General features: G+C 63.4%; 15 protein-coding genes. 1 reads left to right on the forward strand and 14 read right to left on the reverse strand.

All coding sequences use genetic code 11. The features are described 5' to 3' along the window. Positions 1 to 12 precede the first annotated feature (12 nt). On the reverse strand, positions 13 to 366 hold the full coding sequence (locus AXF13_RS07265) for a cupin domain-containing protein (protein ID WP_062252237.1): 354 nt from the start codon (positions 364 to 366) through the stop codon (positions 13 to 15). Between the two features lie 169 nt (positions 367 to 535). Continuing rightward, positions 536 to 1,501, reverse strand: coding sequence for a YheT family hydrolase (locus AXF13_RS07270; protein ID WP_062252238.1), 966 nt, complete (start codon positions 1,499 to 1,501; stop codon positions 536 to 538). Positions 1,502 to 1,640: 139 nt separating this feature from the next. Between AXF13_RS07270 and AXF13_RS07275 the strand changes: the two genes are divergently transcribed. Further along, a complete protein-coding gene (locus AXF13_RS07275) occupies positions 1,641 to 2,873 on the forward strand; it encodes a BaiN/RdsA family NAD(P)/FAD-dependent oxidoreductase (RefSeq protein ID WP_236887156.1) in 1,233 nt (410 codons plus the stop codon). Between the two features lie 72 nt (positions 2,874 to 2,945). On the opposite strand, the gene AXF13_RS07280 is transcribed toward AXF13_RS07275, so the two are convergent. From AXF13_RS07280 to AXF13_RS07335, 12 genes are all read right to left on the reverse strand, one after another. Further along, the gene (locus AXF13_RS07280) at positions 2,946 to 3,149 is read right to left on the reverse strand and encodes a dual CXXC motif small (seleno)protein (protein WP_062252239.1); all 204 of its coding nucleotides are present in this window, start codon (positions 3,147 to 3,149) and stop codon (positions 2,946 to 2,948) included. 609 nt (positions 3,150 to 3,758) lie between these two features. Further along, positions 3,759 to 5,078: a cell division protein FtsZ gene (ftsZ, locus tag AXF13_RS07285; protein WP_009301493.1), complete on the reverse strand. Its 1,320-nt coding sequence runs from the start codon at positions 5,076 to 5,078 to the stop codon at positions 3,759 to 3,761. Positions 5,079 to 5,122: 44 nt separating this feature from the next. Continuing rightward, on the reverse strand, positions 5,123 to 6,358 hold the full coding sequence (gene ftsA / locus AXF13_RS07290) for a cell division protein FtsA (protein ID WP_008684826.1): 1,236 nt from the start codon (positions 6,356 to 6,358) through the stop codon (positions 5,123 to 5,125). A 35-nt stretch (positions 6,359 to 6,393) separates the two neighbouring features. Then, a complete protein-coding gene (locus AXF13_RS07295) occupies positions 6,394 to 7,284 on the reverse strand; it encodes a cell division protein FtsQ/DivIB (RefSeq protein WP_062252240.1) in 891 nt (296 codons plus the stop codon). Continuing rightward, positions 7,269 to 8,159, reverse strand: coding sequence for a UDP-N-acetylmuramate dehydrogenase (murB, locus tag AXF13_RS07300; RefSeq protein ID WP_062252241.1), 891 nt, complete (start codon positions 8,157 to 8,159; stop codon positions 7,269 to 7,271). Before murB ends, AXF13_RS07295 begins: the two co-directional genes overlap by 16 nt. Further along, entirely contained in the window at positions 8,152 to 9,525 is a 1,374-nt protein-coding gene (gene murC / locus AXF13_RS07305) for a UDP-N-acetylmuramate--L-alanine ligase (protein WP_062252242.1), read from the reverse strand. Before murC ends, murB begins: the two co-directional genes overlap by 8 nt. A 179-nt stretch (positions 9,526 to 9,704) precedes the next feature. After that, positions 9,705 to 10,781: an undecaprenyldiphospho-muramoylpentapeptide beta-N-acetylglucosaminyltransferase gene (gene murG, locus AXF13_RS07310; RefSeq protein ID WP_062252243.1), complete on the reverse strand. Its 1,077-nt coding sequence runs from the start codon at positions 10,779 to 10,781 to the stop codon at positions 9,705 to 9,707. Next, positions 10,763 to 11,938, reverse strand: coding sequence for a putative lipid II flippase FtsW (gene ftsW, locus AXF13_RS07315; protein ID WP_008684835.1), 1,176 nt, complete (start codon positions 11,936 to 11,938; stop codon positions 10,763 to 10,765). Before ftsW ends, murG begins: the two co-directional genes overlap by 19 nt. Beyond that, complete coding sequence (gene murD, locus AXF13_RS07320) at positions 11,935 to 13,245, reverse strand: UDP-N-acetylmuramoyl-L-alanine--D-glutamate ligase (RefSeq protein ID WP_062252244.1); 1,311 nt, start codon at positions 13,243 to 13,245, stop codon at positions 11,935 to 11,937. Before murD ends, ftsW begins: the two co-directional genes overlap by 4 nt. A 164-nt stretch (positions 13,246 to 13,409) precedes the next feature. Further along, entirely contained in the window at positions 13,410 to 14,486 is a 1,077-nt protein-coding gene (gene mraY, locus AXF13_RS07325; RefSeq protein WP_062252245.1) for a phospho-N-acetylmuramoyl-pentapeptide-transferase, read from the reverse strand. Then, entirely contained in the window at positions 14,476 to 15,873 is a 1,398-nt protein-coding gene (locus tag AXF13_RS07330; RefSeq protein WP_062252246.1) for a UDP-N-acetylmuramoyl-tripeptide--D-alanyl-D-alanine ligase, read from the reverse strand. Before AXF13_RS07330 ends, mraY begins: the two co-directional genes overlap by 11 nt. A 65-nt stretch (positions 15,874 to 15,938) precedes the next feature. Then, on the reverse strand, positions 15,939 to 17,405 hold the full coding sequence (locus AXF13_RS07335; protein WP_062252247.1) for a UDP-N-acetylmuramoyl-L-alanyl-D-glutamate--2,6-diaminopimelate ligase: 1,467 nt from the start codon (positions 17,403 to 17,405) through the stop codon (positions 15,939 to 15,941). Positions 17,406 to 17,429: the final 24 nt, after the last annotated feature.

Consider the following 17,429-nt stretch of genomic DNA (forward strand, 5'->3'; position numbering starts at 1 on the left):
CGGTGGTGACGCTTAATCCGTAGCGCTTTCCGGTGGAAAGACCACAATCAGCAGCATTTTGAACGCCTCGGGGGCGCGCACGGCGTGCGGATGCCCGGCGGGCATGACAATGCACTCCCCGGCATGCAGCATATGCTTCGTGTCATCAATAGTGATTTCGCCCGTGCCGTCCAGGGCAATGACCAGCGCGTCGCCCGTGGAGCGGTGGGCGCTGATTTCCTCGCCCTTGTCGATGGCGAAAAGCGTCAGGCCAAAGGCGCTGTTCTGTGCCAGGGTCTTGCTGATGACCTGTCCCGGCAGATAGTCCACCTGCTGCGCCAGGGGGAGCGCTGCCGCGTAATCCAGATTTTTGAGATATTTTTCCATGCTAGGGCCTCCTGCATATATTCTTGAAGCATACAGTGGAAACAGCATTTGTCTCCCTGCCTTCAGGCGCGGGCGTCAGCTCATGACGCCAAAGCATCCCGCCTCTTCGAGATGCACATGCTCTGCCATTCTAGATAGGGCCGTCCGAACCGAAAGCAAGCCCCGCGGCTCAATTCCAGATCTCTTCCATGAACTCCAGAACCCGCTGCTCGCTGTAGTAGGGCTTTCCCCACGGCACAAAGCCCACGTGGCCGCCGTGCGGGGCCACTTCCAGACGCAGGAAGCTGTTTTCCCGCGCCGCGTCCCAAGGATAACAGGAGGGGGAACAAAAAGGGTCGTCGGCGGCCATCAACAGATAGAGAGGAATACGAACCGCAGGCAGATCAGCCAGCACGCTGTTTTTCTCCCAGTAGTCGCGCGCCGAGGCAAAGCCATAAACCGGCGCGGTAAAGCGCTCGTCGAATTCCGCGAAGGTGCGGATGCGCTCCAGGCCTTCCACGGAAGGATAGTGCGGGAAGCGAGCCGCCTTTTCCCGTACTTTGCGGCGCATGGTGCGCAGGAAGTAGGTCATGTACAGGCGGCAGGACGGCCCGTCCATGACCGGGGCAGCGCCCGCCAGATCACAGGGCACGGACACGGCCACCGCCGCGCGTACCAGCGGCGACACCGGCCCCCGCCCCAGATAGCGGCAGATCTGATTGCCGCCCATGCTGAAACCAGCCAGCAGAATGGGCAAGTCAAAGGACTCCGCATAGCGGACCACCGTGCCCAGGTCGCCGGTTTCGCCCATGTGATAGAGGCGGTCGGTGCGGTTGGCTTCGCCGGAGCAAGAACGCATATTCCAGGCCAGCACCTGAAAACCGCGTGCCGTCAGCAGCCGCGCCAGCCCCAGAATATACTTGCGGCGGCTGTTGCCTTCCAGGCCGTGGGAAAGGACGACCAGCCCACGCGGCGCGCCCGAAGCGCAGGGGTGCAGATCCAGATCCAGAAAATCGCCGTCCGGCCTGTCGATGCGGATGCACCGCAAATCGGCGGGCAAGCGGGGCCGGGGGCGGAAAAGCACCGGCCAGATGGTGTTCAGGTGAGCGTTGGCAAGGCCCGGCGGGGCCGTATAGCGGGAAGGAAGTATTGGCATGGGCAAAGGCCTCGTGTACGCTTGCGCCATGTGCGCAAAATATGATTCTAGCCTTCGCCGTGAAAAACTGTCAAATGCCGCTCCCCGGCGCGGCGAAACCAGACCCGCACGCCGGACGGATGCGTGCGAACAGGCGGATGTGCTCATTTTGGGGGCGGGGGCGGCCGGATTGTTCTGCGCGCGGGAGGCGGCCGGACGCGGCCTGCGCGTCGCGCTGCTGGAGCGGGCCGCCGTGCCGGGCCGCAAGCTGGCGGTCAGCGGCGGCGGCAAGGCCAATTTCACCAATCGCGGAATCACGCCGCGGGACTACCACTCGCACCGCGACGGCACCTTCAGCGTCCCGGCTCTGGCCGCCTTCAGGCCTGAGGACATGCTGTCCCTGGTGCGCGCCTGGAATCTGCCCGTGGAAGAACGCACCCACGGCCAATTATTTCTGACCGTTCCGGCTCAGCGCCTGGTTCAGGCCCTGGTCCGCAACTGCCGGGATCGCGGGTGCCGTCTGGTCTGCGGCGCGACCGTAACCAGCGTCAGCCACGACGGCGAGGGCTTCAGCGTGGAGGCCGGGGGCGCGCTTTGGCGCGGCAAAACCCTGGTACTGGCGATGGGCAGCCCGGCCTGGCCGCAGGCGGGCGGCAGCGGCTCCGGCTACAGGCTGGCCCAGAGCCTGGGGCATACGGTCATTCCGCCGCGCCCGGCCCTGGTTCCGTTGCGCCTGCCCGCCGATGATCCCGACAGCGCGGCCCTCTTGGAGCTTTCCGGCATCAGCCTTCCGGTGCGGATCAGTTTGCCGGAGGCAGGCAATCAGGAGCGGACCGTTTCGAACGTGGGATTGGAGCGCGCATGGCCCGAGCATACATGGGAAGACGACCTGCTTTTCACCCATGACGGCCTGAGCGGCCCGGCGGCGCTGAAAGCCTCGCTGTTCTGGCGGCCGGGCGCGCCCATGCGGCTGGATTTCCTGCCCGGTCGGGAGGTGGCGGCGCTGCTGGATGCGCCCGAAGCCGGACGCCAGACCCCGCGCGCCCTGCTGGCCCGCCATCTACCGCAACGACTCACGGACGCCCTGCTGCCCGCGCCTCTGGCCCGCCGCAAAATCGCCGAGCTGTCCCGCGCCGCGCGCAGCCGGATTGCGGAGGCCGTGCAGGCCCGCATGATAACGCCCGACGGCACGGCGGGCCTGAAAAAGGCCGAAGTTTGCGCCGGAGGCGTGGATACCCGCGAGGTGGACCCACGGAGCATGGCCAGTTTGCTGTGCCCGAACCTGTACATCGTGGGGGAATTGCTGGATGTGACCGGCCTGCTGGGCGGCTATAACCTACACTGGGCCTGGGCCAGCGGCATGGCTGCCGGACGGAATATAAGGAAGCAGTGATTAGTGGGCTTTTTGCCCTCTGCCCGCGTCAGGCTCACTTCGTGCGAAGGACACAAGCCTTTTTGAAACGGCTCAAATCCGGTCGCAATAGACGTTTTCGAGAAAGCGTTCCATGACTTCATCCGCCTGGCTGATATAGTCGTTGAGCGGGAATTGCGCCTTGCAGGCCGGACAACGCATGTAGGCTTCGTGGCAGGTGCGGGCGATGTGCAGGCGCGCTCCGCAGCGGGGGCAGGCGAGCGTGGTTTCAGCGTCACGGGCGGCGAAAAATGCCATGCGGCAACTCCTTTTCAGACCAGTAAGATGTCGCTCCGCCCGCGGCGGCGCGCAAGCCTTTACGGTTTTGCGACATGTGTCGTTTGACGCGGCTCCAGCGTGTGGAGGCTTCAAACCATGGGGCGGATGCCCAAGGTTGCCTCCAAAAGGGGATGCAAGTCAACGAAGTGTCGCAAAGTAAAAGTCCGCTTTGCCAACGGCATCGCGGACTTTAGAGCAAATTAACTTTGAGATTTTACAATCTCAAAATGTTGAGGACGCCCGCTCCGGCATGCAACAGCGCAAATAAATTGCGCTGTTGCCTTCGCGGCGGACGGCCGCTTTCGCAGCCGCCAGAGCAATTTCAGTCTGAAACTGCTCTGACAAATTTTACGCCCCGCACTGGGAGCCCCCCAATGGGGCTCCCGGCGGGCATTTCAGGGCCGAAGAGGCAAGCCCTGAAAATTGTAAACAGAGAAACTATGCCGCCCCAGGAGCTGTTTCTAGAGCGTTTTGATATTGAAAACATCTCAACGCCCTGTGCGGATTTTCCGTGAAAAACCGCACCGCGAAATTATCGCAAGGCGAATTTACTTCGCCGGTAAGCGATAATTTCAAACGCAAACTGCTCTAATCAGCCTGGGTCCGGATAAAGGTCGGAATTTCAAAATCGTCCTCATCATAGGTGAAGTCGTCCTGACCGGGGTTGTGCGGCCGACGGCGGCTCTGGCCCATGGCTTCGCGCTTGAGCAGATAGGGAGGACGATTGCTCTTTTCGTCGTACCAGCGCTCCACTTCCGAACGGCGAGTGGCGCGGGGCAGGCGCATTTCCGGCTCTTCCTGCGACTCCTGCACCAGGTTGCCCTGCTGCGAGCGCCCGAGCTGGCGGCGGCGCGGTTCGGCCATGACGGCGTCCGGGCCGGGCTGGCGGAAATTGGTCACCGTGGCGGCGGGAGCCTGCACGGGCTGCATGGCCTGGGGCGATTCAATGCCGGTGGCAATGACCGTCAGACGGATTTCGTCGCCGATGTTGTCGTCAAAGACCACACCGAAGATGATGTTGGCGTCCTCGGGCGTGGCATCGGCGATAATGTCGCCGATTTCGGCGATTTCCTCGGCCGTGATGTCCATGGGTGCGGTGATGTTGTAGAGCACTGCCTTGGCGCTCTCCAGGGAGACGTCTTCCAGCAGCGGACTCATGATGGCACGTTGGGCCGCCTCGCGGGCGCGGTTCTCGCCCGAGGCCATGCCCGTGCCCATGAGGGCCAGACCCGCTTCTGCCATAGTGGTGCGTACATCGGCAAAGTCAAGGTTGATCAGGCCGTCTCCCACAATCACGTCGGAAATACCCTTGACGGCGTAGTACAGCACGTCGTTGGCCTTTTGCAGCATTTCGGAGAACGGCGCTTTTTTGGGCGCAAAAGCCAGCAGGCGGTCGTTGGGGATGGTGATCAGGCAGTCCACATGCTGCTTGAATTCCTCCAGACCGGCCTCGGCCGCGCGTTTGCGTTTGACGCCTTCAAAGCTGAAGGGCTTGGTGACCACGCCCACGGTCAGCGCGCCCATTTCCTTGGCGGCCTGCGCCACCACCGGGGCCGCGCCCGTGCCCGTGCCGCCGCCCATACCGGCGGTGACGAAAACCATGTCCGCATCGCCGATGGCCTCGCGGATGGCGTTCACGCTTTCCACGGCGGCCTCACGCCCGATGGACGGATTGGCGCCAGCGCCCAGGCCTTTGGTCAATTTTTCGCCCAACTGCACCTTGAGCGGGGCAGTATTTTTTTTCAAAGCCTGCACGTCGGTGTTGGCGCAGACGAACTGCACACCGCGCAAGCCGGAATCAATCATGTTTTTCACGGCATTACCACCGCCGCCGCCTACGCCGATAACCTTGATTTTGGCGCTTCCGGCCAAGGAGGTGTCAATATCGTCAACGATTGACTGAGCCATGTTTCCTCTCCTGTTTTTGCTGTCCCCAAATGCCCGCTTGAGATTTATGAGATATCCGCGAACCATTTCTTCATGCGTGCGAGTACGCCGTCAAAGACGCCGGACTCGCTGCGCGTGGTGAACTTTTTCTGACCGGACATTTCCTTTTCCGCTCCGTAGCGCAACAGACCCACAGCCGTTGAAAACTTGGGGCTGTTGACCACATCTTTGAGACCGCCCACATTGCGCGGATAACCAATGCGCGTGGGCAGATTGAAAATTTGTTCGCCCAGTTCCTGGCAACCTTCCATCAGGGCCGTGCCGCCGGTCAGCACCACGCCCGCGCCGATCATGTCCTTGTAGCCGGAGCGCACCAGCGTCTGGTCCACCAGATAAAGGATCTCCTCCATGCGCGGCTCGCAGATTTCGGCCAGCACCTGGCGCGAAAGGCGGCGCGGCTCGCGTCCGCCCACGCTGGGCACTTCAATAAATTCGTCGTGGCGCACCAGATCGGCGAGAGCGCAGCCGTACTTGATCTTGATCTTTTCCGCCGAGGCAATGGGCGTGCGCAGGCCGAAGGCGATGTCGTTGGAAAGGTTCTGCCCGCCCAGAGCCAGCACCGCCGTGTGCTTGATGGCGTCGTTGGCAAAGACAGCGATATCCGTGGTGCCGCCGCCCAGATCCACCAGGGCCACGCCGATCTCACGTTCCTCCTCGGTGAGCACGGCCTTGGCCGAAGCCAGGGATTCCAGGGCGATATCCGACACTTCCAACTGGCTGCGATGGCAGGAGCGCACGATATTCTGCGCCGAAGACACGGCCCCGGTGACGATATGCACCTTGACCTCCAGGCGCACCCCGGCCATGCCCAAGGGGTCGGCAATGCCCCGCTGGTTGTCCACAATGTATTCCTGCGGCAGGATGTGGATCACCTCGCGGTCCGCCGGAATGGCCACGGCCCGCGCCGCGTCCAGAGCGCGCTCGACGTCGCGCTGGGCGACTTCGCCGCCCTTGACGGCAATGACGCCGTGGCTGTTGATGCCCATGATATGGCTGCCGGCAATGCCCACGTAGACCGAGTGGATCTCGCAGCCGGCCATGAGCTCCGCGTCTTCCACGGCCTTGCGGATGGACTGCACGGTCTGCTCGATGTTGACCACCACGCCCTTGCGCAGACCGGTGGAAACGCTTGTGCCGATGCCCACCACATCCACCAGACCCGACTCCGAAAGTTCGCCCACCACGGCGCAGATCTTTGTGGTGCCGATGTCAAGGCCTACGATGAGCTCGGACTTATTCATTATGTTCTCCTCACAACCGCCCGTCACGCGCCGGCTCAGTTTTGCGCGGACTGATTAAGAATGACCCAGACATTGCCGTTGACGGCGCGCACTTCGCGCACGTTTTTCAGCTCGTGCCGCCGCGCCAAGTCGCCGAGCGTCACGCTCATCCGGGCCAGATTGCCGCTCCAGTCGTCAGTGGCGATGGAAAGGCGCATTTCCCGGTCTTCCAGATAAATCTCCAAGCCCCTGCCCGGGCTCACGGTCACCGAGGCAATAGCCCCGGCCTCTATGGGCAGCGCGCCGCTCTGCATGTCTTTCATCAGGCGTGAGAGGTAGGGCGCGGCGTCCTCGGCTCCCGGTTCGATGCGCAGGGTGGGAAGGGAGAGAAAATTTTTGCTCTCCACCGGCGCGATAATCCCGCCGCGCTCATTGGCGTAGTACAAGACGCCGTCCTTGTGCACCCAGAAGGAGGGCATGCGCTCCTTCAATTTGATCACGAACCTGTCGGGCAGCAGGCGCTTGACCGAAACTTCCTCCACCCAGGGTGTCTGGCGCAGATTCCGCTCCACTTTGGCGATGCTCACGGCCAGACTGTTGTCGCCCTCTTTGATGCCGCCGTATTGCAGCACCATCTCGCGGGAAAGCCGCACATTGCCGGTCACATCCACATGCCTGGTGATGAAAAAGTCGCTGGTGACCGCTTTGTTATAGAGCCAGAGGGAGGCCGTGCCCACTCCTGCCAGTACCAGCATCGCCGCCAGCAGCAGGCCCGTCAGAACCGCGAGGCTTTTCAGGCCGCCCAAGCGCTTGAGCCAGCCGAACATCCCGGCAAGGAATTTCGGGAGGCGGACCGAAGGAAACAGGCTTCCTTTCGCCTTTGAGGGCTTTTCCTTCGTGTAGGCATTGCGGGCCTTGCGGCCGTTTTTCTTCAAGGCAAGCGGCACGGCACTATCCTGACCTCCGGCTCAAGCGCATAGCCGAAACGTTGCCGCACAGCCTCTTTGGCTTCATGCAGCAGGGTCAAAGCCGCTTCCGCGCTGCCCCTGCCTTCATTGATCAAAAAATTGGCGTGCAAGGTTGAAAAGGCCATGCCGCCCAGCTTCTTTCCCTTGTAGCCGGTCAGTTCCAAAAGCTTTCCGGCGGGCATATCCTGTGCGGGATTTTTAAATACGCAACCCGCGCTCCAGGCCGTCACAGGTTGTTTAGACTTTTTCTCAAAAAAGTTGTGACGCATGCGTTTAGAGATGCCATCCCTTGCGTCTTCGGTCAAGCCAAAAGTGGCTTCAACTACCATGAATCCCTCTTTTTCTTCTGAAATGGAGAGCCTACGATAGCCGTATTGCAGTGCATCAACAGTGACCCGTTGCACTGCTTCATTGCTAACTATCTGAATGGATTCGATATTTTTACATGTTTCCGTACCAAAGGAACCGGCGTTCATGGCCACGGCCCCCCCCACGCTGCCGGGTATGCCCACCAGCCCTTCCAGGCCGCTCAGGCCTTGTCCGGCGCAAAAACGCAACAGGCGCGGCAGGGGCACGCCCGCGCCGACCCGCACCAGAATTTTACCGTCCTTCTCGCCCGCGATTTCCGGCCCGCGCATAAAGCGCGGACGCAGCAACACCAGAGGCAGGTCACCGTCCCGGGCCAGAATGTTGCTGCCCGCGCCCAGGATCAGCGGACTGCCGCCCAGGGCGCGCAGCCGTTCGGGCAGAGCCGCCAGATCCGCCGCATCTTCCAGGACCAGCTCGGCAATGGCCGTGCCGCCCAGACGCAGGGTGGTCCGCTCCGCCAGGCTGGGGCGCATGACTTCACGCATGGCCGCGCCCCTCCAGCCAGGCCGGGCCGAGACGGGTGATGGAACCCGCGCCCAGGGTCAGCAGCACGTCGCCGGGCCGCAGCACTTCCGGCAGGGCCTGGGCCAGGGCGTCCAGCGTCTGGAAATACCGTACCGGCGTGGTGGAAACCTGCTGCACGCCCTGCGCCAGGCTCTGGCCGGAAACGCCGGGAATGGGTTTTTCCGAAGCCGCGTAAATTTCGGTCAGCAGAACTTCATCCACCTGATCAAAGACCTTGCAGAACTCGCCGAAATGGGCCTGCGTACGGCTGAAGCGGTGCGGCTGAAAGGCCGCCACAATGCGCCTGCCGGGAAAAACCTGGCGGGCCGTGGCCAGGGTGGCCGCGATTTCCGCCGGATGGTGGCCGTAATCGTCCACCACGGTCACGCCGTCCTTTTCGCCCTTGAACTCAAAACGCCGTCCCACGCCCCCGAAACCGCCCAGGCCCTGGGCGCAGCGTTCAAAAGCGATGTCCGCCTCCATGGCCGCGCCAATGGCGGCCAAGGCGTTCAGGATATTGTGGCGGCCCGGCTGGGGCAGGCTCACTTCGCCCAGTTTTTCGTCTTCGCGCCAGACCTCGAAGCGGCTGCGCAGCCCGCTTTCCAAGGGCACGGCGCGCAGATGGTTGTCCGCCGCGAAGCCGTAGGTCAGCACCGGACGCTTGACGCGCGGCAACAGGGCGCGCACGCCCGGGTCGTCGCCGCAGACCACATTGATGCCGTAGAAAGGCACATTGTTCATGAACCGCACAAAGGCCGCGTCAATGGCCTCGCGGCTTTTGTAGTGGTCCAGATGATCCTCGTCCACATTGGTGACCACATTGATGATGGGCAGCAGGCAGAGAAAGGAGCCGTCGGATTCGTCGGCCTCGGCGATAAGGTAGTCGCCGTGGCCCAGATGGGCATTGGTGCCGTAGACGTTGAGGCGGCCGCCGATGATCACTGTGGGGTCCAACCCGGCGGTGTCGAAGATGGAGGCGGTCAGCGAGGTGGTGGTGGTCTTGCCGTGGGTGCCCGCAATGGCTATGCCCTGGCGCAGGCGCATGAGTTCGGCCAGCATTTCGGCGCGCGGGATGATGGCGATGTTCCTGCGGCGGCCTTCCACCAGTTCGGGATTGTCGTCGCCGATGGCCGTGGATTTGACCAGCACCTGCACGTCGCCCACGTTTTCGGCGGCATGGCCCACGGCCACGCGCGCGCCCAGCTCGCGCAGATGCCTGACCACCGCCGAATCGCTCAGATCCGAACCGGAAATCTCGTAGCCCTGATTGAGCAGCACCTCGGCAATGCCGCTCATGCCCGCGCCGCCGATGCCCACCATGTGAATGTGCCGGATTTTGCTGTTCATATCTCAAACCTTTAGAAAAAATCTAGATATTTTGCGGAGATGCCTCCGCCTTCAAATGAAGCAAATTCACCTTGCGATACGGTATGCTCTCGGGAAACGCCGATTGATGAACATTTTTGTTCTCTGCCGAGCAGGACGAACCGCGAGCGGAGGACGAAAAGCCCATTAATCAGCGTTCCCTAAGCTCGTCCGGCGGCCACCTCGGCCAACACATCGGCCACCCGCGCGGCGGCGTCGGGCCGGGCCGCGTCCAGCGCCGCGCGGGACATGCGCGCGCGGCCTTCGCTATCGGCCAGCATCCGCGGCAGCACGCGCTCCAGATCCTTGTCCCGCAACTCCCCTTCCGGCACCAGCAGGGCCGCGCCCGCCTTTTCCAGCACCTGGGCGTTGCGGGTCTGATGGTCGTGGACGGCATGGGGAAAAGGCACCAGCACAGCGGGCAGACCGGCGGCGCAGAGTTCGGCCACAGTGCTGGCTCCGGAACGGCACAACGCCAGATCCGCCCAGGCATAGGCCTCGGCCATGTCGTCAACAAAAGCCGTCACGCAGGCCGGATCATACCCGGCCTGGGCATAGGCCGCGCGCGTGGCGTCCTCATCCTTGAGGCCGCTCTGGTGGCGGATTTCCACTCCGGCCTCCCGCAGTGCGGGCAGAATTTCCGGCAAAAAGGCATTCAGGGCGCGCGCGCCCTGGGAGCCGCCCATGACCAGCAGCCGCCGCGTCCGCCGTTCTCGGGGCCGACGCCCCACCTCGCTCACGGCCCGGCGTACCGGATTGCCGGTGAGCACGCTTTTCTCCGGCGCAAAGCCCCTGGTGCCGGGCAGGGACAGGCAGATCACCCTTGCCAGGCGGGCCAGCGTGCGGTTGCTGGTTCCGGCCACGGCATTCTGTTCGTGCAGGATGCCGGGAATGCCCTGAAGACGGGCCGCCAGCATGGGCGCAAAGGCCGCGTAGCCGCCGAAACCGGCCACGGCCTGCGGCCTGAAACGACGCACAATGCCGAGAGCCTTCCAGACCGCCAGGGTCATGCGCGCGCCCGCGCCCACGGCCCGCAGTCCACGGCCCAGAAAGCCGCGCACCGGCAGCCCGGCAAAGGGAATCCCGGCCTGGGCGGCCAGACGCTGCTCGGGCCCATAGAGCGAACCCACGAACAGCAGGTCCGCGCGCGGATTCCGCCGCCGGATTTCCTCGGCCACGGCCAGGGCAGGAAAGATGTGGCCGCCGGTGCCCCCGGTGGTCAGGAGGATTTTGTCCACGAGTCGGCCGTCCTTGAAAAGTTCATGAGCAGGCCCACGCAGAGCATGGTAGCCAGCAGGTTACTGCCGCCGTAACTCATCAGCGGCATGGGCACGCCCTTGGGCGGGGCCACGCCCATGACCACGGCCAGATTCATCACCGCGCCCATGACCAGAATGGTGGTGATGCCGAAGGCCGTGAAGCGGTCGCGCAGATTGTGTTGTCCCATGATGATCTTGTAGCAGCGCCAGAACAGCAGGGCAAAAAGGATCATGACCACGGTCACGCCCACAAAGCCCATCTCCTCGGCCAGCACGGCCATGATGAAGTCGTTGTGCGCTTCGGGCAGATAGAACATCTTCTGTTTGCTGGCCCCTACGCCCACGCCGAAAAAGCTGCCCGAGCCGATGGCCAGCAGGGACTGCACCAACTGGTAGCCCGTATTGTGGGCGTCCTGGAAGGGATCCAGAAAAGCCAGCAGGCGGCGCAGCCGGTAGGGAGAGGCAATGGCCAGGGCCATGGCTCCGGCGCAGGCCAGGGCCAGGGAGAAAAAGAGATAGATGAAGCGGGTGCCCCCGGCCACGCACATGAAAAAGAGAATCCCGGCCAGGACAACGGCGCTGCCGAAATCCGGCTGCAGGAGAAGCAGGAAACAGAACAGGCCGGTCACCGCGAAAGGCGGAATGACGCCCCGGCTGAACGTTTTGATCAGCTCCTGCTTGGAGCTCATGAAATAGGCCAGATAGAGCGCCAGGGCGATTTTCACGAATTCCATGGGCTGCACGGAAACGGGACCCAGCGGAATCCAGCGCTTGGCGCCGTTGATGGCCGGGGCAAAGGGCGACAGGGTGATCAGCAAAAGCAGCAGCGAGAAAAACAGGGCCGGATACTGCAATTTGTACAACCACTCGCGCGGCAGCAGAGCCGCGCCCCAGAGGGCCACGCCGCCGCCCGCGGCAAAGAGCAGCTGACGCTTGAAAAAGTAGTATTTGTCGCCGTTGACCTGCTCGGCCACAATGCCGCTGGCAGAGAGCACCATGACCAGACCGATGGCTAGGATGGTCAGCATGATGGTGAACAGCCACCAGTCAAAGGGGGTGCCGGGACCCTTTTCCGTAGCCCTGGCAAAGGCGCTGCGGGTTTTGCTCTTCTTGGTTTCGGTAAAACTGTTTTTCATGCCAGTTTGCTCACAATGCGTTTGAAATCGTCGCCACGAGCCATGTAATTGTCGTAAAGGTCAAAACTGGAGGTGGCCGGAGCCAGCAGCACCACGTCGCCCTCTTGGGCGGACGCGGCCAGGGCGCGCACGGCCTCTTCCAGAACCGGATGCCAGCTTATGGGCGCAAGGCCCTGCCAGGCTGTTTCAAAGTATTCGCGGCTCGCGCCGAACAGGGCCACTTCCCTGACCCGCTCCCTGATCAGGCCGCCCAGGGCCGCCAGATCGCCGCCCTTGAACTTGCCGCCGCAGAGCAGCCGCAACGGCCGGTCAAAAGCCTGCAACGCCACCTTGAGGGACGAAACCGTGGTGCACTTGGAATCATTGACATAGAGCACGCCGCAACGCTCGCGCACCAGCTCCAGACGGTGCGGCAAAGGCTTGAAGCGGGCCACGGCGCGGGCGGCATTGGCTTCGCTGACGCCGAAAAAGCGGCAAGCCTGCCAGGCCGCCTCCTCATTAAATTTGTTGTGCGCGCCCGGCAAGCCGCCTTGCGGAAAACGCTCGCTCTCGCGCACCCAGACCCGTCGGGCCCTGAGATTGAACCCCTGCGCCGGGCCATGCAGATCCGCGCCCAGTACGGCCAGGTCGCCCTCATCCTGGCAACGGAACAGACGGAATTTGGCTTCCGTGTATTCGGCCATGTCCTTGTGATAATCCAGGTGATTGGGCGTAATGTTCAGAAGTACACCCGCGCGCGGGCAGAAGGTGGAGCAGGCCTGGAGCTGGAAGCTGGAAATCTCCAGCACCAGCACGTCGGCCTTGCGGCCGGAGAGCACGTATTCCGAAAGGGGCGTGCCGATATTGCCGCCCAGAAAAACCGTATAGCCCTGCGCCTGGAGCATGGCGGCGGCCAGGGAAGCCGTGGTGGTCTTGCCGCTGGTGCCGGTGACGGCCAGCACGGGCTCGTCGTCCAGATAGCGCCAGGCCAGTTCCATTTCCGCCAGCACTTCCGGAGCTCCCGGCCGCGTGACGTCGCCCAGGTATCGGGCCAGCTTCGCCACGGGCATGCCGGGGCTGGGCACCACAAAGGCCGCGTGTTCGAACTGTTCCGGGCTGTGCTCGCCCAACCGCACGTCCACGCCCAGCTTGCGCAGGGCGGCGGCCTGTTCCGTCGAAAGCGCGTCGGCGTTGCGGTCCAGCAGGCGCACGCGCGCGCCCTCCCGGCTCAAAAGCCGCGCCGCGGCCAGGCCGGAACGTCCGGCCCCCACAACCACCGCCAATTCGCCGATCTGAATGCGTCTGCCGCGCGTCTTTTCCAGAGCCATGACTTTTTCCTCGCAGTACCAAGGGCTGTTTCCAAATGAGGATTTTCATTCTCTGCCAAGGAAAACGAGTCCTGGGCGGAGGGAGTATATTCAAATATATTCGACCGCCGCACGGGACGAGTCTGACGCAGGCAGAGGGCGAAAGGACAATTTGGAAACAGTCCTTACCGCAGTTTCAGAACCGACAATGCCACCAGTCCCAGCAAAATGGACGTAATCCAGAACCTGATGATGATCTTGGATTCCGGCACGCCCTTGAGTTCAAAATGATGGTGCAGAGGGGCCATGCGAAAAATGCGTTTGCCGCCCGTCCAGCGGAAGTAGCCCACCTGCAGAATCACGGAAAGGGTTTCGGCCACGAACAGGCCGCCCACCACGGCCAGGACCAGTTCCTGCTTGCAGAGCAGGGCCAGGTAGCCCAACACGCCGCCGATGGAAAGCGAACCTACGTCGCCCATGAAGACCTGGGCCGGATAGGCGTTGAACCACAGAAAGCCCAGACCCGCGCCCACCAGGGCCGCGCAGAAGACCGTCACCTCGCCTACGCCGGGCATGTAGGGCACCAGCAGATAGCCGGAAAAACGCGCGTTGCCCGTGATGTAGATGAAAATGGAAAAAACCAGGCAGGCCACAATGGAGGGGCCGATGGCCAGGCCGTCCAGACCGTCGGTGAGGTTCACGGCATTGGAGGCCGCCACCATCACGAAAATGCCGAAAGGCACATAAAACCAGCCCAGGTCCGGCGTCCATTCCTTGAAAAAGGGAATGATCAGCTTGCTGCTGTAGGAAGGATTGTCGGCCAGCAGCCACATGGCCACAAAAGCCACCAGAATCTGGCCGCCGAATTTGGCCTTGGCGGAAATGCCCTTGTTCTTGTGGTGGCGCAGCTTGGAAAGATCGTCCCAGAGGCCCACGAGCCCGAAGCCCGCGAAAACGAAAAAGGTCTGCCAGATATAGGGATTGGTCAGGTCGGCCCAGAGCAGCAGGCTGACGCCCAGCGTGAAAAGCATGAGCAGGCCGCCCATGGTCGGCGTACCGGCCTTGGCCGCATGCGCCGCCACATCCTCATGGATGTACTGACCGCATTTCAGACGTCGCAGCCAGGCGATGAAACGCGGCCCGATGAGGATGGAAAGCAGCAGAGCCGTAATCAGGGCCGCCATGGAGCGGAAGGTGATGTAGCGGAAGACGTTGAACAGCGTCCATTCCGAAGCGAGAGGGGCCAGAAAATTATAAAACATGCCCGCTCTCCCCTGTCTTGCGTCCCCGCGCTTCCGTTGCCGCCATGGTTGTCATCCCTTCCCGAAATGCCGTCAGCAAAGTTTCCAGCCGGTTGAAATGCGATCCCTTGAAAAACAGCAGGCCGCCGCGCTTTCCGTCCAGCTTGCGCTCCGCAAGCTCCCGCCAGGCCGCCATAAAACTCTCGGGCCCGTCCACCGGCAACCAGGGGCCGTCATAGCCCCCGCGCGCGAGCCCGGCGCGCACCTCGTCCGCGTGTCCGCCCTTCCAGAACACGGCCGCCGGTCCGAGATCGGCCAGCAGCCTCCCCAGTTCCTCGTGCATGGCTTCGGCCACCGCCCCCAGCTCGCCCATTTCGCCCAGCACGGGCACAAAGACCCGGCCGCGGGCCTGCCCGGCCGCGGTCTCCAACATGCGCCGCATGGACAGGGGATTGGCGTTGTAGGTATCGTCAATGATCTCCCACGCGCCCACACGCTCACGGTTGAAGCGCTGGGGCGGCAACTGGGCCCTGCCGAGCCCCTCGGCTATTTCCGCCGGGCTCAGACCCAGCAGATGCGCGGCCGCCGCCACGGCAATGCTGTTTTCCGCGCCGTAGGCACCCTGAAAAGGAGTGACCGCGTCGCAGCGCACGCCGTCCAGCCAGAGCCGGTACAGGCCGCGGGTCGCGTCCTCCCCGCCCGCTTCGGTCGCGGGGCCAACATAGTCCGCGCGGTATTCGACCTCATGCGCTCCAGCGCTGAAAAAACGCAGTTTCGCGCCCGTGGCCCCGGCCTCGCGCACCAGGTCCGGATAGTCGGCGCTGACCAGGCCCAGGCCGCCCTGAGCCAGATGGGCCAGCAGCCGCGCCTTGTGCCAGGCCACGCCCCTGTCGCCCAGGCCTTCGGTGTGACCGGGGCCCACATTGAGAATCAGGCCCAGATCCGGGCGAATCACCGGGGCCAGTTCGTCCATGTCGCCCGCATGGCTGATGCCCGCCTCAATGACCCAGAAATCTTCATCCCCGTCCGTGTTCAGCACGGTGCAGGGCATGCCGATCTGATTGTTGTGGTTCAGGGCGTTGCGCGCGGTTTTGCCGCGCACGGCCAGTACCTGGGCCAGGGCTTCCTTGAGCGAGGTTTTACCCGCCGTGCCCGTGACGCCCACCACCTTGGCCCTGGTTTTGCCGCGCCAGAGCGCCGCCAGGCTGCCCAGAGCCCTGACTGTATCTTCCACCAGCAGCACGGGCGCAGCCACATCCAGCAAAGGCCGCGAGGCCAGCACCGCCGCCGCGCCCTGCTCCACGGCCCTGGCCGCGAAATCATGCCCGTCCGCCCGTTCGCCCGGCACGCAGACAAAGAGCGCGCCGGGACGGGCCTCACGGCTGTCCGTAACCACGCACGTCGCCATTGTCTCTCCGTTCCGATCGCCGGGGGGAGACATCAGGCCCAAATGTGCCGCCATTTCCGTAGTGCTCAAGCGCAATGCAGCAACTCCCGCACCACTTCCTGATCGCTGTAGTGATGCTTGACACCCTGGATGATCTGATAATCCTCATGGCCCTTGCCGGCGATCAGCAGGGCATCGTCCTTGCCCAGCATGTCCAGGGCCCTGGCCGTGGCCGCGTGACGGTCCACCTCCACCAGCACTTCACGCGCCTCCTTGAGGCCCGGCAGCACGTCCCGCAGAATGGCCTCCGGCTCCTCGAAGCGCGGATTGTCCGAGGTCAGCACGGCCACGTCCGCATAGCGCGCCACAGCCTCGCCCATGAGCGGGCGCTTGGTTCTGTCGCGGTTGCCGCCGCAGCCGAAGACCGTGATAATCCGCTTGAAGCCCGCGCCGCGCAGAGCCTTGAGCACATTGACCAAGGCGTCCGGAGTGTGGGCGTAATCCACAAAAACGTTCAGGCCTTGGGAATTTTCCACCCGCTCCAGCCTGCCGCAGACACCGGTAAAGCTCTCTAGGGCCTTGAACTGCCCGGGGTCCAGACCCGTTTCCAGAGCCAGGGCCTGCACGGTCAGCAGGTTGGAGGCGTTGAACGCGCCCACCAGGGGCGAGCGCAGTTCCCAGGTCCGGCCTTCCAGATGCATGCGCAGACGGCAGCCCTCGGTCCCGGCGGACAACAGTTCGCCCCAGAGGTGCCGCCGCCTGGGGGGACCCTGTTGCAGGCCGAAGGACAGGGCCCGCGGGCAAAGCTCCAGCAGGCGGCGGCCCCAAGGGTCGTCGGCGTTGACGGCCATGACCTTTTCCGCCCTGGGCAGCTCCAGAAACAGCCTGGCCTTGGTCTTGAAATAGTTTTCCATGTCCTTATGGAAATCAAGATGATCCTGGGTCAGGTTGGTAAAGGCCGCGCCCGCGAAGGGCACGCCGCAGACCCGCTGCTGGTCGATGGCGTGGGAAGAGACTTCCATCACGGCCACGTCCACGCCCGCCGCCTCCATTTGGGCCAGCATGGAATGCACGCGCAGGGGATCCGGCGTGGTCAGGGGCGCGGCTTCACTGTGGCCCGGCCAACGGTAGCTCACCGTGCCCAGCACGCCCACCTTGTGCCCGGCGTCCGTGAACAGGCGTTCCAGCAGATAGGTGCTGGTGGTCTTGCCGTTGGTGCCGGTGACGCCCAGAATCTTGACGCGCGACACATCCGTGCGCCAGCGGGCCTCGGCCAGACGCCAGAGGGCCTCGCGCGGATCTTCATGATAGACCACGCGGCAGCCTTCGGCCCGGACGGACGCCTGAAGCGCGGCATCCTCCGGCCCGCCGGGGCGGCAGACCACCACGGCGGCCCCGGCCTCCACGGCGGCGGGAATGAAACGCGCTCCGTCCTCATTGACGCCGGGCACGGCCACAAATATGTCGCCCTGCCCCACGACGCGTGAATCCGAACGCACTTCCACGCCGCCGCAACGGCATGTCTCCAGAAGAGCCGCAAAATCCCGCTGCATGCTTACCTCGTTATCCTTGCCGAA

Origin of the sequence: Desulfovibrio fairfieldensis (assembly GCF_001553605.1) — a bacterium.
Classification (GTDB): Bacteria; Desulfobacterota; Desulfovibrionia; order Desulfovibrionales; family Desulfovibrionaceae; genus Desulfovibrio; species Desulfovibrio fairfieldensis.